The organism is Acidobacteriota bacterium (assembly GCA_016196065.1).
In the GTDB taxonomy this organism is placed as follows: Bacteria; Acidobacteriota; Terriglobia; order Terriglobales; family Acidobacteriaceae; genus Acidiflorens.
Genome location: JACPYL010000015.1, coordinates 64,461 through 81,041 on the forward strand (window position 1 = coordinate 64,461; position 16,581 = coordinate 81,041).

Here is a 16,581-nt window from a genome sequence, read left to right on the forward strand (position 1 = left end):
TCAGACCTGAATCCTGATGATCTTGCGGATCACAAAATAACCGAGCGTCTGGAGCGTGATGCCGCCCACGATGAGGGCGTGACCCAGGGGATCCGTGAATAGCGGCTGAATGAAGCTCGGGTTCATGACCACCATCACGACCACAATCGTCGGAGGCAATGCCATCAAGAGCACCATGGTCAGACGTCCCTGCGCAGTGTGCACGCGAACCTGGCGCAGAATCTTGAATCGTTCCCGGATCACATAAGAAAGATTGTCGAGAATTTCCGCCAGGTTGCCTCCGGTCTCGCGCTGCAACATCACGGCGGTCACGAAAAACTTCACGTCCACGAGTGGAATGCGTTCGGCAAGATTGATGAGCGCGTCGCGGACCGGAAGTCCGAACTTTTGTTCCTCAAAGAGCTGGCGAAATTCTCCGGCGACTGGCTCCGAGACTTCGCTGGCGATCAGTTCCAACGCAGTCGTAAAGGCGTGCCCGGCCCGGACAGCGCGAGCCAAAGTATCGATGGCTTCCGGAAACTTTTCTTCAAATTGTTGAAACCGTTTGGCGCGCCGGTGCGAAGCATAAGCGTAGGGAATGAAGAATCCGAGGATAAGCCCGGCCCATCCGAAGAATGGATTTCGGCCAGCGACCATAAAACCCAGCCCGAAAAAAATGGCCGACCCGATGCAGAACACCAGGAAATTTCCGGCTCGAACATTCACTTCGCCCTGTGTGAGCATCTTCTGGAGAATCGTCACGCGTTCGGAGCGGCGGAGAAAAGTATCGAAGGCCGGGATGCGGCTCAGCATCTCGTCGCGCAGGAGTTTCACGTCGACCGGCGCTTCGTCCGGTTTTTGTGTAGAGGAGAGCCGGTCGCGAAGGGTGCGGGCTTGCGATTGGCGCTGGTCGAGCAGACTCAAGACAGCAAATACTCCCAGAGTTACGACCAGGAATACCAGGAGAGCGATGGCGATCTGCATGGGCTAGACCTCCATCCGCGACTCGAACATGGAAGCGGGGAAGCGGCAGCCCGCCGTGGCCAACCGTTCCGCGAAGCGGGGCCGGATGCCGGTTGCACGGAACGCCCCGCGAACGCGGCCAGTTTCGTCGATCCCGACACGCTCAAAGACGAAGATATCCTGCATCGAGATAACGTCGGATTCCAGGCCGGTAATTTCTGAAACGGTAAGAATCTTACGGGTGCCATCGGAGAGGCGCGCCACCTGCACCACGGCGTGAATCGCGGCTGCGACTTGCTGCCGAACCGCGCGCTCCGGAATGTTCAGGTTGGCCATCGCGACCATATTTTCGATACGAGCCAGGGCGTCGCGCTGGGAGTTCGCGTGTACGGTGGTCAGCGATCCTTCGTGGCCAGTGTTCATGGCCTGCAGCATGTCGAAGGCTTCTTCACCGCGCACCTCGCCCACCACAATGCGGTCGGGACGCATGCGCAAACTGTTGATCACAAGCTGGCGCTGCCGTACTGCACCCTTGCCTTCAATGTTCGGTGGTCGCGTTTCCAGGCGAACAACGTGTTCCTGCTTGAGTTGCAATTCGGCCGCGTCTTCGATTGTGACGATGCGATCGGAGTTCGGAATATATCCCGAGAGCACGTTGAGAAGCGTCGTCTTGCCTGCGCCGGTGCCGCCCGAGATGAGCAGGTTCAGCTTGCCCTTGACCATGGCTGACATCAGTTCCAGCATGGGCTCGCTCATGGTCTTGTTATCGAGCATGTTGCGCGCGGTGACTGGATCGCGTCCGAAACGGCGAATGGAAAGGCACGGTCCGTCGAGTGCCAGCGGCGGGATGATGGCGTTTACACGCGAGCCGTCAGCGAGACGAGCGTCCACCATCGGCGAAGATTCGTCGACCCGGCGGCCGATCCGCGACACGATGCGATCAATGATCTGCATCAAGTGCTGATTGTCTTTGAAGGAGAAGCTGGTCAATTCCAGTTTGCCGGCACGCTCCACGTACACACGATCGAAACGATTGACCAGGATGTCGGAAACCGTGTTGTCCTTGAGCAAGGGCTCGAGGGGGCCGAGTCCGAAGATCTCGTCCAGAATTTCGCGGCTCAGGCGTTCGCGTTCGGCGAAGCTGAGAGGAACGGCTTCGCTGTTGACCGAATTACGAATCAGTACGAGAACTTCTTCGCGCGCGGAGTCCCCCTGGCTTCGCCCCAACTTCTCGAGGTCGAGCCGGTCCAGGATCTTCCGGTGCAGGTCGGCTTTGACCTGCTGGTATTCACTTCGCTCGAAGGCTTGCAGATTCGCCATGTTTGCTAGACCGTTTTAAATAAAGACCACGCCGTGCGCTTTGTTTCCGGATCGTCTTTGGTGAGATGCTCTGCCAGTCCGTAAATAGATCGCGCTATTTCTGTGTTGCTTTGCTGGATCACAGGGACGCCGCGGTCAATGGCCGCCGAGACCGCGAAGTATTGATTCGGGATGCGCCAGAGAACAGGCGCACCAATCGCAGCCTCTGTTTCTGCTTCGTTGAAGCCAGAGACTTTGCGATAGCGGTTCAGCACCAGCGCGAAACGATCGCGTGAACCGGTTTCACCCAGATATTGGGCGACGCGTCCGGCACTCCAAAGCGATGCGACGTCGGCATGTGCTACCAACAAGACCTTTTCCGATAAGTTGCTCACCAGCCGTGTGGCACTATCAAGCCGCGAGGATGCGTCGACGACGATGTAGCGAAACAGTCCCGCCATGGTGTCGAACAGGCGCGCAAAGTCGGATGCAGAAGGTTCGATGGGCGCTGGAGCAGCGGCTCCCGCGAGCAATTGCAATCCGCCCGGATGCCGCGCCATAAAACTATCCAGCAGAGAAGAGTCCAAGCGGTGGAGGTTTGTGACCGCGTCCGTAACCGTGAATGTCGGTTTGATATTCAGATGAAGGGCGCAGTGGCCGAGCGGCGCCAGGTCCACCAAGGCGATGCTATGTTGCAGCGATTGCAGAGCGAGTGCCAGATTGACCGCCACGGTCGTGGCGCCGCTTCCACCCTTGGCATTGACGATGGTCAGAATCTTTCCGCGTGAAGTTTCGCGACCAGGCTTGCGGCGCATCGACGTCTGGCGAACAAAGGCTTCCAGGAGATCGGTGGTAGTGGTGGGACGCTCGATATACTCGCGTGCTCCCGCCCGCATGGCGCTGACAATCAACTGGGAGTTGGACATGCTTCCGATGGCAAACACGGCCGCATCTGGAAGTTCCTGGTGCAGAAGTTCGATCGCCCGGAGAGCGGCCGACGTGCCGTCCGTAGCGATATCGACGAGAATCACATGGGGAGCAAAAGATTGGGTTCTCCGAATGACACTGTCAGTGGCTGCGACCGGCAAATGGCTCTGACTGCACACGGTGCGCGCCACGCTAGTCCCATCCACCAGGACCTGGAGCACAGCCCGCTGGTCATTGTCGGTGGCAAAGACGGCTACGGACAACTCGGGCATAACTCGACCTTACCACCTTCCCCTAGATTCGTTTCCCACAGCGTCGCGGCTCAGAAAACGCCTATTTCTTTGTGCCTTCCGGCTTCTTGCTGTCAAAGCTTTCTTTATCCAAGAGCGGCTGCGGATTGACCGGCGTTGCGGGCGACTGAGAACTCGGAGATACCCGTCGCGCCGTACACACCACCATCAACTCACCCCGGCTCTTCTGAATGCTCTTACTCTTGAAAAAATTGCCCAGCACAGGGACGTCTCCCAGCCATGGAACTTTGCTGGTGATGTTGGTCAGGCGGTTGTCAATTAATCCGGCAATGACGAAACTCTGGCCGTCCTGCAGTTCAAATTCGGTGTCTGCCTTGCGCGTGCTGATGGCGGGTACGGTGGTTCCGGCGACGGTCACGGAGTTCGTAAAGTCCAGCGTGCTGACCTCTGGCACAACCCGCAAATGGATATTTCCGTTGGGCTGAATTATCGGAGTGAATTTCAGGCGCACGCCAAATTCGCGGAACTGGATCGTCACAGTGGACAATCCTTGCGCGCTCGGCTGTGCCACGGGGAAGGGAAATTCTCCGCCGGCCAGAAAACTTGCTTCCTTGCCATTGACGGCGATCAAATTCGGCTCGGCTAGTATCTGCAGCAGGTTCTTTTGCTGCAGAGCGCGGATGACAGCTCCGATGTTGATGTCGGTGCGCGCGATAAACAGGTTGAGAAAATCGTTGACGCGAGTAACGGGTGGAGTCAGCGTCGTGGTCGTTGTCTGGGTGTTGCCGTTGGTCACAGTTGTTTGGGCAGTGTTGCTGATACCAAGGCCGCCAAATTGACCCGTCTGGCTGAGGCCGACGGTGTTGCCCAGTCCCGGCATGAATAAATTGGCGCCAAGTTGGACTACCGCAGACCGATCGACCTCGGCGAATTTCACTTCCAGAAGAACTTCCTGCGCTCCGACCGGGCCGAAGCTCAATACGTTGACGACATTCTTAGAATAGGCGGATGCGATCGCGCCGGCGTGCTTGGAGACATCTTCGGTCGTGACATGTCCAGAGAGCACGATCGCCGAGCGCGAAGGCGTGACGCTAATTTGTTCGTCCGGGAAAAGCCGGTGCACTTCTTCGGCGGCGGCAGTCACGTCGACATCGACCCGCAGATCAAAACTCTGGGAGCGTTCCGCCTCGTCCCAGATCATGAGCGAAATTTCTCCTGGCGCAAGTCCATTGACGAGCACTTGATTCGGCGTCACCACCAGGGCGTCAGCGACGGCGGGATCGGTGACAGAAACGCGTTTCAACCGCTCCGTGGTGTTAATCAGCAATGATTTGCCCACCATCACCCGTAGCGGGGCGGCCCCAGGCGTTGCCTGCGTGGAAGTTTCGGCTGCCGGAGTCGAGACTTGGGAAGTGGCCGCATTTCCCGGGGCGGCCGCAGGGGCGCTCTGTGAACCGGCGGACTCTGTGGCAAGCGCCAACACGGGTGCGATGCACAGGATCACAGCGCCTGCGAGCAGCGTGAACACTTTCATGAATTCGAACCTCTCCGACGACTCGAGCACTGGCCCTGCATGCGAATCTGAATCTCTAAAATCAACTGCGCCCTCCGGCTCAGAACTTGGTTTCATCCCGTTTGCTGCCACGAATCGTCTCCACTTGGTAGCTGGAAGGCTGTACCACTGTGACCGGTATCGTTTGCTTGTGAGTCTTGGGTTGCTTGCTCTGTGAACTCGCCGGCGGTGCGCCTCCCGGATATAAAGAACTGGCACGAGTGACGGTCACTTCTGCTTTTTTCAGGTCGAGCGGGTTGCGCAATGCCAATTGGATGCGCCCTTCCTGCGAGGCCAACGTTAACCTTTGTCCGTCGTCGGGCGAAACCAGCAGGGTGATTACCGACGCCGTCGTAGCGTCTCCGTTGGCATTGCGTTCCAGATTCTTGCCGACAGCGATCACGGCAACGTTTTCCAGAACAGTAGTTGTCTGCCGATCATTATTCCCTTGATTGCCGGTCGCGAGAACATCCACGCGCGAACCAGGCTGCACGAACCCCGCCACCGAAACAACGTCGTTGACGCGGACCGAAACAGCGCGCATGCCCTGCGGAATTAACGACGGCAAACCAGATCCACCCTTTTCGGCAGCCAGTTTGCCCGGCAAGATGAATTCGCCCTTGCTGACGGGAAGAACAATTCCGCGGCCGGTAACTTGCGCCGTCTTGCCATAGGCGCCGTGAGGTACTACGGATTGTGGAAACCGAGCCAGGCGGATGTCGCGTTCCTCCAACTTGGCGCCCACTTGGAGGTCATTCGCTGCCACCACCACGTCCACGCCAGGCTCGTTGTTCGCACTCGAGGAATTCAGCAGGCGGTTGTAAACCGTATAGCTGACCAGCAGGCCTAAGGCCAAGGCCAAGCCTCCGATCATAAGCAATCGACTTCGGTTCATTCCTTATCCTTCCGGGCTGATCCCGGACCTATTCACCAAACGCTTTAGGCCGACCTCTTTGTACCGTGTTGCTCGGTGCTACTGCGAGATCCCGCTGGCGACGGAAGAAAATACATTGTTGGCGTTGCCGCCAATCAGGCGAACCGTGCCAATGACGATCACCAGGATCACGGCCAACATTACGGCGTATTCCGCAATGTCTTGTCCTTCTTCGTTCCGCCACAACAGGTTGGCTAGGTATGTCATTCATATCCTCCAGATGGTTTCCACAAATCCACAATTGTAAAGAAGTTGTCGTTCTGAGCCCCCGGGTCAAATGGCACCCGTCTGGACGGGTGTAGTTTCGCAGATTCGGGAGTCTCTGGTACACATTTTTTCACTTTTTGCCCTTGCAGAGTAGATATTGGATCAATACGGGGCCTTTTCTGCAGGATGGGGCACAAAGAGAACCGCCTGCGAATCCGTGTATTCGGCATGCCACCCAGGGTCCAGGAATAGTCCTTGGGCAAGCGCGCTGGAGGGGGGTACAAGGATAGATTGTATTCCCGACTGTTCCAGAACCTGCCTCCAACCCGTTTGTAATTGGATCGTTTGCTGGAACTGATGAAGTATGGCATCACCGTAAAGATCCGCCCGGCCGTCCACAAAAACGCGATATTCGGGGTAGAGCCTGGCGACGGCGTAGCCTCCCCAGTCGTAGTAAATGAACAATCGGCTCGGCTGTGGGTGCGAGTGCAGGAAGTCGATGGCTCGGGTCGGGAACATTTCGGCCTCAGTCTGCGATTGCCGTCGGACCAGATCAAGGCAACGTGTCATCGCGAATCCAGCCATCAACACCAGGATGCTGACCCGGAAGGCGAGTTGAAGTCGAGGAGACCCAGTGGTCCGGCGGGATGACCCGACTGACCGGGCGGAAGCCACTTCCGAAAGCGCCACGGCGATCACCGGAGTCGCCAGCAATACGAAGATGGGAATATGGCGCACCGCGTCGAGGGAAGCCAGAAATGTCATCAAGAGCGGGAAGAGCAACCGTGATTTCGGCCGGGACGAAAGTGTCCGCAACGCGATCAGCAGCGCAGTCCATATCAGGAACACTGGAAGGTAGCGCAGTTGGTGGAAGTCGGGAGGGAACCACTCGACAATGAAGGACCGCATCCCGGCAGACCGAAGAACCTGTAGCGGGTATCGATAAAGTTCTGCACCGCTGGGATTCAGAGGAATCAGGGCTAGACAAGCGACGAACGCAAGTGCAAGACGCCCGATCTGAGATCGAACTTCTTGCCATCCAGTTTCGCCAAGTGCGGATTCGCTGATCATGCCGATGATGTACGCGAGGATCAATGCGGGACCAAGCGCGAATCCGGCATGCAGGTTCAGCCAAAGCACAAAAAGTGGTGGTATCCAAAGCAGCAAACGCGGGTGGTCTTGTCCTCGTTCCAGAAGCCAGAGCAGCAAACTGGCAAACAAGAACGTGAACATCTGTGGCCGCACACCCCACGCAGGCGCAGCCGCCAAGGCGCCGAGGGCAACGGCTGCGGCTGCCCAGTGCGGCTTAGCGCGGCATCGCCAATAAAGAATCAGGAACCCTGCCGTCGTAACCATCGCGGCAAAGAGGATCAGTCCAGCCGTGCCGAGATATTTCGAGATTCCATAGAACACTACCTCGGAGACCCACTCATGCGCGACCCATGGACTGCCCGCGCGCGTGAACGAGAACGAATCGGTATGTGGGATATGACCGGTTTGCACGATCCACTCGCCGGTACGGATGTGCCACCACAGATCCGGATCAACTGCGTTGCGCGCCGTCATCGCGAGCAGACCGAAGAGCAGGATGCCTGCAAACGTCCGGGCGCGGTCTAATCGTGGAATCTTCATTTCGAAATCTGCAGGCGATTATAGAATCAAGCGGCCTGCACACAGTCTATGGGCTGGAATCGATTGAGTCGTCGTAAAGAATTCGTCGCCGGAATTTTCCTGCTGGCGATGGCCGTCAGCCATCTCGTCATGGCAGCGAAGCTGACGCCTTATCTCAGGAACGGCTATCCGAATTTTGCCAGCTTTTATACCGCGGGCACGATGGTGCGGACTGGCCAGGCCACCGCACTTTACGACTTACCGGCGCAGTACGAGATGCAAAAGCAATTTGCGCCCAACGTTTCGATACGTCAGGCTGCACTGCCGTATATTCATCCTCCCTTTGAGGCGCTGCTGTTTGCGCCGCTGACGCTGCTTCCATACTGGCCGTCTTATCTATTGTGGACGGCACTGAACCTGGTTTTGCTGGCGGTCAGCCTGTTGATTTTGAGGAGTGGCCCGGGACTAAAAGGAGTGTCGCCGATTTTTCTCGCACTGGCCGCTGCGGGGTTTTATCCGGCTGTTACTTCGTTGATTCAGGGGCAGGACTGCATTCTCTTGTTATTTCTGTTCGTGCTCGCGGTCGTGGCTCTGGAAAAAAGATGGGACACTGCAGCTGGATTGCTTCTGGCTGGCGGCATGTTTCGCTTCCAACTCGTGTTGCCCGTGATCCTGTTACTGGCGATTCGGCGATGGAGAATTTTGCTCGGGTTTGTTCCGATGTCCGTTTTGCTTGGTGTTCTGTCCCTTGGCATGGTGGGATGGACGGGTGTAACCGGCTACCTCCATTTCCTTATCAACATGGAGAAGGGCGGGGCGGGCGGCAGCATCGTGCCTTCGGGGATGCCCAACTTGCGCGGCCTGCTGGCGGGACTACCCGGTGTGTCGGCAGACTCCAGTCCGATATTCGTAGCAACTATGTTGTGTTCCGTTGCGGTGATGGGGATCGCGGGATATTGCATTCGCTTCCAGAAATATTCCCTCCGTTTCACATTCACGCTGGCAACCGTAGCGGCTCTTCTGGTCAGCTATCACTCACTGACCTACGATCTGAGCCTTCTGTTTCCAGCCATCCTCCTGCTTTTCGCGGATGGTGAGCACGCGACTAAGAGATCCGGGCAAATCGACATCCTGCTTCTGCTGTTGCTGTACGCTCTTCCTCGCTTTGAGTTGGTTGGGGCCTGGTTGAGCCCTTTCGTCTGGTTCGCTGCGTTTCTGTTCTGGCTATTCCGGAAGGGTAATCTCTCCGGCCAACTTACGGAGCACGCAACCGGAACGCAGGCGTTGTAGTATCCAAAGTGTTCTCGAATCGATGCGGGAAAATTCCATTCTGCGCGGCCCTTGGTGGCTCATTCCGGTGTCAGTAGTCTGTCTGGCTGGAATGTGGCTGTATGCGGAACGCGTGTTGATCGCTCACCAGGTGAGCGACGCTGCCGAACACGGACGGCCTCGCGGGAATCTGTCCGATCTTTACCCGCGCTGGCTGGGCGCGCGCGAACTGCTATTGCACGGACGCGATCCCTATAGTCCCGAAGTGACGCGCGAGATTCAGGCGGGATACTACGGCCGCCCCATCGATCCCTCCCGTCCAGAAGATCCAAAAGACAAGCAGGCGTTTGCCTATCCGGTTTATATCGTTTTCTACCTCGCGCCAACTGTGCATCTGCCGTTCGAGATTGTGCGGGAAAGTTTTTTCTGGACCTTGCTGATCCTGACTGTGGGCAGCGTGTTGATCTGGCTGCGAATCCTGCGGTGGCAATTGTCGATGTCTATGCAAGGCGTGGTTGTGATCTTGACCCTGGGCAGCATGGTCGTCTTGCAAGCACTCAAACTGCAACAGATGACGTTGTTGGTGGCTGCCCTGCTGGCGATTGCCTTCGCGGTTTTGAAAAGGGGCTACCCGGTGGCGGCGGGTATCTTGCTCGCCCTCGCGACCGTCAAGCCTCAATTGATCTGCGTTTTATTATTTTGGATGACAATCTGGACGATTGGCGACTGGAAACGTCGTTACCGCTGGATCGTGTCGCTCGTGCTGACTATGACTGTGCTGTGCGTCGCGGGCGAAATATGGCTCCCGCACTGGATTCCCCGTTTCTGGCAAGCGGCGCGTGACTATCAGCTCTATACCGATGCCGTCCCTGCGCTCGACAAGTTGCTCCTGTATCCATGGAGCCGTTTCGTCGAGCTGGCCGCTGCAACCGGTGCCGGACTTGCGTTCTGGCGGTGGCGCAGCGTGACAGCGGATTCTGAAAAATTCACGGTCTGCATGTGCCTGGCTTTGGCTACGACTCTGCTGCTTGTGCCGAGCTACGCGCTCTACAACCAGGTACTGCTGATCCCCGCGATTCTCTTGATCGTCCGAGACCGTTTACGTATCTGGAAGATGGGAATGGCGGGCAAGGTATTCCTGTTCGCGGTATCTCTGTTGCTGACCTGGCCCTGGCTTTCGAGTACCGTTCTGGCCGGTTTATCGTTTGTCCTGCCAACCGACGTCATTCAGAAGGCATGGGCGGTTCCGGGCTGGACCGCGCTCACGTTACCGGTGGCAGTGGCGGCCCTGATGCTGGTAGTTGCACATCGGGGATCATCCTCTGCCTCCAGAAAGCCCGTCCCAGCGTAGAATGCTAACGGTCGGGCCTCGGGGGCGGGGACTCGGCTCAGGAGAATTCAGCAGGCATGTCGGTTTCCTCGGTTACGCCGTCGAGTTCAGTGTCGGGCATTTTCCCGGTCGTGATCTATGTACAGGGGAACGAGCAGCAGACGCTCTCGCTGAATCACACTCCCTACACGGTTGGCCGAAAGGTGGACCGCGATCTCGTCATTCCCGATCCGCGCGTGTCGCGCGAGCACGCCCACATCGTTGCCGAAAACGGCGAGTTCTTCGTCATCGATCAGGGCAGCAAGCACGGAACCTTCGTCAACGGCGAACGGGTCGACCGCCGCAAATTGGCGCGTAACGATCGCCTGGAATTCGGCGCTCGTGACATCGCGTACCTGATTTTTCATCCACTGCACGCGACCTCGAATACTGCGCGCGAATTTCTTAGCCAGATTTCAGGTATCCAGATTGCTCCGGAAGCCAGCGATCTCGAGAAATTGACTCTCTTCCTCGAAGCGGCGCGTAAGCTCAACACCATCGGTGTGCTGGACGAAATTCTGGTCACGCTGATCGATGCGACCTTACGACTGACGCGCGCGGAACGCGGCTTTATCTTTCTGCGCGATCCTGACGGAAAACTCATTCTTGCTGCCGGACGAAATTCCAAAGGCGAGCCCCTCCTCGACGACAAAACAATTTCCCGCTCGGTGCTCGAAGAAGCGTGCGCTTCGAATTCCGAGTACATGGTTACCGATACCAGCCAGATGATGGACATGAAGGAACGGCAAAGCATCGTCGCCTTTGATTTGCGGACTGTGATCTGCATGCCGCTCCGCAAGCCGCAAGTGCAGGCGATTCGTTCCGAGCAGCCGGCCAGTGCCGAAGTGATGGGCGCGCTTTATGTCGATTCAAGATTCGCGGCGCGCGATATCACCAGTGTCAGCCACGACATTTTGCGCGCGATCGCGACAGAAGCCGCGCAGTTGATCGAAAATGCCCGCCTCGTACAGGCCGAGGAAGCAGGTCGCCGCTATCAGCAGGAACTTTCGATTGCAGCATCGATTCAGCAAGGACTGATGGCTGTAACGATCCCCGAAGTTCCATTTGCGCGTTTAAGTGGACGCAATCTTTCTTGTAAAGAAATCGGCGGCGACTTCTTCGATGCGGTCAATACACCGAGCGGCCTCGCCGTCGTACTCGCAGACGTGAGCGGCAAGGGAGTCTCAGCGGCCTTGCTGGCATCGATTCTTCAGGGGATGGTGTACTCCCACTTGATTGCGGGAATGCCGCTGACGGAAATCGTGACCGCGCTCAATCGCTTCTTCACGAAAAAGCACATTGGCTCGAAGTACGCCACCATGATCATTGCCCGCCTGCGGCATGACGGCGATCTGGAATATGTAAATTGCGGGCACGTCCCGCCGGTGTGGATCTGCAACAAGGAAGTACTCAGGCCGGGACACGGCAACCTGCCCGTCGGACTTCTTGCTGATGCCGTGTACGAGAGCGATCATTGCCAGATGCAACCGGGCGATCGCCTGATCCTCGTGACCGACGGCGTCACCGAAGCAGAGAATGCACGCGGCGACATGTTCGACAGCGACCGCCTTGAGGTCGTAGCAGGGAAGAGTCTGTCGATGGACGACATCTTCTCCGCAGTCGCCGACTTCTGCGGCGGCACTCCCCTCAACGACGACTGCACCGTGATCGAACTCGTCTACAGCGGCAACTGATCGGTCGCGTACACCTATATATTGGACGAATTGACGACCAGCTCCAGACGCACAGCAGCCTTTCATGCACTGAGGTCCAAATTGCACGGGCTACAGCTTTGCGTTCTTGTGAATGTCGACCGTTGACCAGGTTTTGTCGCCGGCGTGACACAGTGTTTCGATGCCGCACTCCGCGCATTTCGGTCCGCGCGCGACGCAGAGCTTTCGTCCATGCCAGATGATCTGGTGAGAAAATTTCGTCCACCGTTCGCGGGGAATGATCTGCATCAGGTCCTGTTCGATTTTCGGTGCGTCGGTGTGTTCGGTGAGTTCCAGCCGAATCGAGATCCGAGTGACGTGCGTGTCAACGACGACTCCTTCATTCTTCTTGAACCACGATCCCAGCACGACGTTCGCCGTTTTTCGCGCGACTCCGGGAAGCGTGAGCAGTTCGTCCATGGTCTGTGGGACGACTCCGCCGAAATCATTGACAACTTTGCGCGCCGCTCCAACCACGGACTTCGACTTGTTGCGAAAGAACCCAGTCGAGCGAATGTCGGGCTCGAGATCTTCCGGTTCAAGTGCGGCGAAATGCTGAACGGTAGGATATTTTGCGAATAGTCCCGGCGTGACCATGTTCACGCGTACATCGGTACACTGCGCGGAAAGAATCGTCGCCACGACCAGTTCCCATGCGCTGCTGTGCGTCAACGCGCACTTTACGTCGGGATACATTTGATCCAGTCCGCCGAGGATCGCGCTTAAGCGTGCCGGCGCCAGCGCGTCGTAACCGGGAGTTTTCTTCGATGGAGCCTTCGACGGTTTCGACTTCGGCGGGCGAGCGGGTGCGACCGAGCGAGCCGCTGCAAGCTTCGGTCCGGAACCGGTCGCGCGGCGGGTACCTTCGTGGCGTCCGTTGCGGCTCGGTTGACGCGGAGTCTTTCCGCGGGGCATAGAGTCTCCTTGGTGGGGCGGTTTCATGGTAGCAAACGAAACGCACGCGCACTTTCGGTAATTGACGACTCCTTGCCAACCTGAGTAGTCTGAAAGCCAAAGGAAATTAAACGTGGCCGTGAAAGTCATACAACTCGGACAAGTTTGGCGCCAGGATTCCAGCGGCCAGGATTTTCTGGTCACCAAGGTGTACAGCGAAGTGTTCAGCCAGTTCGCGGTGCTGCGTCCAGCGGAAGTCACCGCCCCGGACGCGCCCACGGTGAAGGTCAAGGTCTCCAAGTCAGGTGAGGGCGTGACCTTGCCGGGTTTCAGCTTTACGCAGGAAGGGGCCTTCTGAGATCTCCTGGTAAATGGGAACTGTCATCCCGAGCGAAGCGAGGGATCTGCAGTTCGGCTGCTCATCCCCTGATCGCATGACCGAAAGAATCCTCGCCGTCCTTTTTGTCTTCATCAAATCCATCATTGGAGCCACCGGCTATGCCGGCATCGCCATCCTGATGGGGATCGAGTCTGCCTGCATTCCACTTCCGTCGGAACTGATCATGCCCTTCGCCGGATATCTGGTGTTCGAAGGCAGCATGAATTTGTTTTGGGTCGCAACCGCGGGCGCGATCGGATGCAACTTGGGCTCGCTGGTGGCATACGAGGTTGGCCACTACGGCGGTCGCCCCCTTGTCGAGCGCTATGGCCGCTGGATTCTGATGGGCCGCCGCGAACTCGACTGGGCAGACCGCTTCTTCGCGCGTTGGGGACATGCGGCGGTATTTGTCGCCCGCCTTCTTCCGGTTATTCGAACGTTTATCGCACTCCCCGCCGGCGTTGCCCGTATGCCGCGCGCAAAGTTTCACATCTACACTTTTCTGGGATCATGGCCGTGGTGCTACGCCCTCGCGTATGCGGGCATGAAACTGGGAGCGAACTGGCGTTCCATCGGCAAATACTTTCACCAGATGGACGCGGTGATCGGAGTGTTGCTCGTCGTTGGGATCGTCTGGTTTGTGCGATCGCATTGGCGAAATCGGCTCCAAGCCAACGAAGAATGACAACCCGCCTTTCTCCGTGTCCTCCGCGACCTCTGTGGTCAGGAAAGTCAAAGGCTTTAACCACAGGGGACACGGAGGAAACAAATCACTCTTTGCTCGGCCTTGCCAGCTGTGACGCCACCAACTTCCACTCCCCATTTCGTTTCAGGAGAACGTCCAAGTACACATAACGCACTTGCATCTTCTTGCCCCCACTTCCTCTTCGTCGGACTCCGAACCGTTCACTACCGCCATGTCTCCGAACACGCGAATTGTCCTCCCCCGTCGAGACAATCGACGGATAGCGGATTGCGCCCGTCTGGAAATTATTGAGGACATCCTGCCTGGTGAAAGCTTGCCCCGATTCGTTGTACTGTACGTAGTCGTCGGCGAAAATCCGGGCCAGTGCTTCGACATCAGCACTGACTAGCGCTTTGTCGCCTGCAAGGTGCAGGGCGAGGATCTGTTGTTCATCGTCGAAGTCAATCTCGGACATGCATTCTCCAATGGTCATCACCGTGCTATCCGCCAGTAACTTCCACTTTCTCAGGATAAACGTATAATCTCAGCGTCACGCGGCATACGGCATGGGGTTTTTCAGCTCACTCTTTTATCCATGGGGCTTCTTGCTTCAGGGACTGGCGATCGTCCACTTCATTCGCCGGCGGCCGGATAACTATTGGTTCTACGTGATCCTGTTTCTCGGTCCAATCGGTGCAGTTGTTTATCTGTTTGTGGAAGCTCTCCCTGACCTCGGTCTCGTCGGTCAATCCTTCAAGGTCTTTCCGCGTCGCAAGCGCATCAGCCAGCTCGAAGCCATGATTCGCGACAATCCTTCGCCCGGAAACTATGAAGAACTCGGCGACCTCTACATGGATGACGGAAAGATCCCGCAGGCACGGGAGGCCTTCAACCGCGCCATCACAACTCGTTCGGATACGCCGGATCCCTTCTACCGGCGTGGAGTCTGCGCAATGCAGATGGGTGACTATGCCGCTGCGGTTCCTGATCTGGAGAGAGTCACGGCCAAGCAGGCCGACTACGATTTTCAGCGGGCTGCCGGTTTACTCGCCCACGCCTATGCTCAGACCGGGCAGAAGGAAAAGGCTGAAGCGCTGTTCCGCCAGGTAACCGTGACGTCGACGCTGTCCGAAACCTATTTGAACTTTGCCGATCTGTTGGCGTCCGAACAACGCGGAGCCGAAGCACGGGAATGGGCTCAGAAAGTGTTGGACAAGAAGCCGACGATGCCAAATTATCTGCGGCGGCGGGAGCGGCCCTGGTTCAGGAAGGCGAAAGAAGTACTCAAGAGATTGCCTGCGCAATGAGGCGCTACCCGCTGTCACTCCGGGCCGCACATCTTGAAGGCCGGCCTTAGGCGACTTTCGTCTTTGTTTTCGCGCTCGATACGCCAGCTGGTTTCGCGTTGTTGCCCAGCGTACTCATCATTGCACGATCCCGAATTCGTCGTGCGATCTTCTGTTTGCGGAGTCGATGGTACCTGGATCGATCACCGTTCTTGGACGACATAGTCTTACGCTCCTGTTGTGCGGGCTGGTTGAAACGATAAGGAAAGGCGAGTTCCGTGGTCTGAGCAATATTGACCACATTGCGCTTACCGTGAGAACAACTCAGAGCGAGTCGTTCTCACGGCAAGGTATCGCAGCGCGACCTATTTCGGTATGTAGCTGAGGTCGGCGCGGAAGGCGGACATTTCGCCGACGATCCGGCGACAGCTGCGGCGCAGGTGTTCGAGCACCTGCGGACCAGTATCTCCGTAGGCTTCTTTCAGCGCTTCTTCGAGTTTCTTTTCGACCGGTTCCATATCACTAAAAGATGCACGGTCGGTGACGAGCACGAACGTCGGTGTTTCGCCGCCATTGGCCAGCGAATACCAGCGGGACGGTTTTACCGGGTAATTCGTTTTCTGAATCGCCGCGTTGATCTTCTTCACCGCATCGATGAAGTCATTCAGATGTTCGGGAATGACCGAGTACGTGGCGGTCGTCCTCATCTTCGCCGGAGTGGCCGGCGGCTTGGTCTGGCTGAGGTCGTCGCGATACACGTAGTACGCGCTCGCCGTGCCCGCGGTATAGGGGCCCATGGTCTTTTCGACGTCTGGCTGGTCGAGCTTGTTGAAAGCCTCGCGGGAATCGAAATCCTTCCAGTTGTGACCCGGAGAAGACATCATGTAAGCGCCCGTGCGTTCGCCGGTGCGAATCTCCCAGACCAGAATGCTCCAGGTGTCTTTCTGAGCGGCGTGAAACGCGGAATGTTGTTTGCGGCCAGCTTCCCATTGCGCGGTCATGCCAGGTTTGACTGTATCGATGTTGACTTCGGAAACCAGTTGCGGCGAGGACTGGGCCAGGGCCGCGACGGAGAGGACTATTAGAGTGACGAAGGGGACGAATTTACGCATGGATTCTCCTGAAATTGGACTGCAGGCCGCCGGGGGATGGCGAGCCTTCACGAATGGTTTTGCTGCAAACAGGCGCAACGCTACGCCGCTGTAGACATAATGTCAACGGAATGTACTGTTATCCGTGAGCCGAATTCTAAAATGCTATCCTT

The 16,581-nt window shown here is 57.3% G+C and carries 16 protein-coding genes; 6 read left to right on the forward strand and 10 right to left on the reverse strand.

What is annotated here, in order from left to right; translation table 11 throughout:
• The 7 genes from HY010_16115 to HY010_16145 form a co-directional block, all read right to left on the reverse strand.
• Positions 1-963, reverse strand: a complete 963-nt coding sequence (locus HY010_16115; GenBank protein MBI3477258.1) for a type II secretion system F family protein — start codon at positions 961-963, stop codon at positions 1-3.
• A gap of 3 nt (positions 964-966) precedes the next feature.
• The gene (locus HY010_16120; protein ID MBI3477259.1) at positions 967-2,262 is read right to left on the reverse strand and encodes a CpaF family protein; all 1,296 of its coding nucleotides are present in this window, start codon (positions 2,260-2,262) and stop codon (positions 967-969) included.
• Between the two features lie 5 nt (positions 2,263-2,267).
• Positions 2,268-3,440 (reverse strand): AAA family ATPase, encoded by a 1,173-nt coding sequence (locus HY010_16125; GenBank protein MBI3477260.1) that lies wholly within the window; start codon positions 3,438-3,440, stop codon positions 2,268-2,270.
• Positions 3,441-3,501: 61 nt separating this feature from the next.
• Complete coding sequence (locus tag HY010_16130) at positions 3,502-4,953, reverse strand: type II and III secretion system protein family protein (GenBank protein ID MBI3477261.1); 1,452 nt, start codon at positions 4,951-4,953, stop codon at positions 3,502-3,504.
• A 79-nt stretch (positions 4,954-5,032) separates the two neighbouring features.
• Positions 5,033-5,866 carry a Flp pilus assembly protein CpaB gene (cpaB, locus tag HY010_16135; GenBank protein ID MBI3477262.1) on the reverse strand — a complete coding sequence of 278 codons (834 nt, stop codon included), beginning with the start codon at positions 5,864-5,866 and terminating at the stop codon, positions 5,033-5,035.
• 78 nt (positions 5,867-5,944) lie between these two features.
• Positions 5,945-6,112, reverse strand: a complete 168-nt coding sequence (locus tag HY010_16140) for a Flp family type IVb pilin (GenBank protein ID MBI3477263.1) — start codon at positions 6,110-6,112, stop codon at positions 5,945-5,947.
• Between the two features lie 162 nt (positions 6,113-6,274).
• Positions 6,275-7,744: a hypothetical protein gene (locus tag HY010_16145; protein ID MBI3477264.1), complete on the reverse strand. Its 1,470-nt coding sequence runs from the start codon at positions 7,742-7,744 to the stop codon at positions 6,275-6,277.
• A 63-nt stretch (positions 7,745-7,807) separates the two neighbouring features.
• On the opposite strand from HY010_16145, the gene HY010_16150 reads away from it, so the two are divergent.
• The 3 genes from HY010_16150 to HY010_16160 all read left to right on the forward strand — a co-directional run bounded on the left by HY010_16150 (position 7,808) and on the right by HY010_16160 (position 12,055).
• Positions 7,808-9,013, forward strand: a complete 1,206-nt coding sequence (locus HY010_16150) for a DUF2029 domain-containing protein (protein ID MBI3477265.1) — start codon at positions 7,808-7,810, stop codon at positions 9,011-9,013.
• A gap of 67 nt (positions 9,014-9,080) precedes the next feature.
• The gene (locus HY010_16155) at positions 9,081-10,343 is read left to right on the forward strand and encodes a DUF2029 domain-containing protein (protein MBI3477266.1); all 1,263 of its coding nucleotides are present in this window, start codon (positions 9,081-9,083) and stop codon (positions 10,341-10,343) included.
• 56 nt (positions 10,344-10,399) lie between these two features.
• A complete protein-coding gene (locus tag HY010_16160) occupies positions 10,400-12,055 on the forward strand; it encodes a SpoIIE family protein phosphatase (protein MBI3477267.1) in 1,656 nt (551 codons plus the stop codon).
• A 90-nt stretch (positions 12,056-12,145) separates the two neighbouring features.
• On the opposite strand, the gene nth is transcribed toward HY010_16160, so the two are convergent.
• Positions 12,146-12,988: an endonuclease III gene (nth, locus tag HY010_16165; GenBank protein MBI3477268.1), complete on the reverse strand. Its 843-nt coding sequence runs from the start codon at positions 12,986-12,988 to the stop codon at positions 12,146-12,148.
• A 112-nt stretch (positions 12,989-13,100) separates the two neighbouring features.
• Here nth and HY010_16170 point away from each other — a divergent pair, with 112 nt between their 5' ends.
• The gene (locus tag HY010_16170) at positions 13,101-13,325 is read left to right on the forward strand and encodes a hypothetical protein (protein ID MBI3477269.1); all 225 of its coding nucleotides are present in this window, start codon (positions 13,101-13,103) and stop codon (positions 13,323-13,325) included.
• 76 nt (positions 13,326-13,401) lie between these two features.
• Positions 13,402-14,031, forward strand: a complete 630-nt coding sequence (locus HY010_16175; protein MBI3477270.1) for a DedA family protein — start codon at positions 13,402-13,404, stop codon at positions 14,029-14,031.
• Between the two features lie 85 nt (positions 14,032-14,116).
• On the opposite strand, the gene HY010_16180 is transcribed toward HY010_16175, so the two are convergent.
• Entirely contained in the window at positions 14,117-14,506 is a 390-nt protein-coding gene (locus HY010_16180; GenBank protein MBI3477271.1) for a nuclear transport factor 2 family protein, read from the reverse strand.
• Between the two features lie 91 nt (positions 14,507-14,597).
• Between HY010_16180 and HY010_16185 the strand changes: the two genes are divergently transcribed.
• Complete coding sequence (locus tag HY010_16185; GenBank protein ID MBI3477272.1) at positions 14,598-15,338, forward strand: tetratricopeptide repeat protein; 741 nt, start codon at positions 14,598-14,600, stop codon at positions 15,336-15,338.
• Positions 15,339-15,682: 344 nt separating this feature from the next.
• Here HY010_16185 and HY010_16190 read toward each other — a convergent pair whose 3' ends face one another.
• Positions 15,683-16,429, reverse strand: coding sequence for a hypothetical protein (locus HY010_16190; GenBank protein MBI3477273.1), 747 nt, complete (start codon positions 16,427-16,429; stop codon positions 15,683-15,685).
• Positions 16,430-16,581 lie beyond the last annotated feature (152 nt).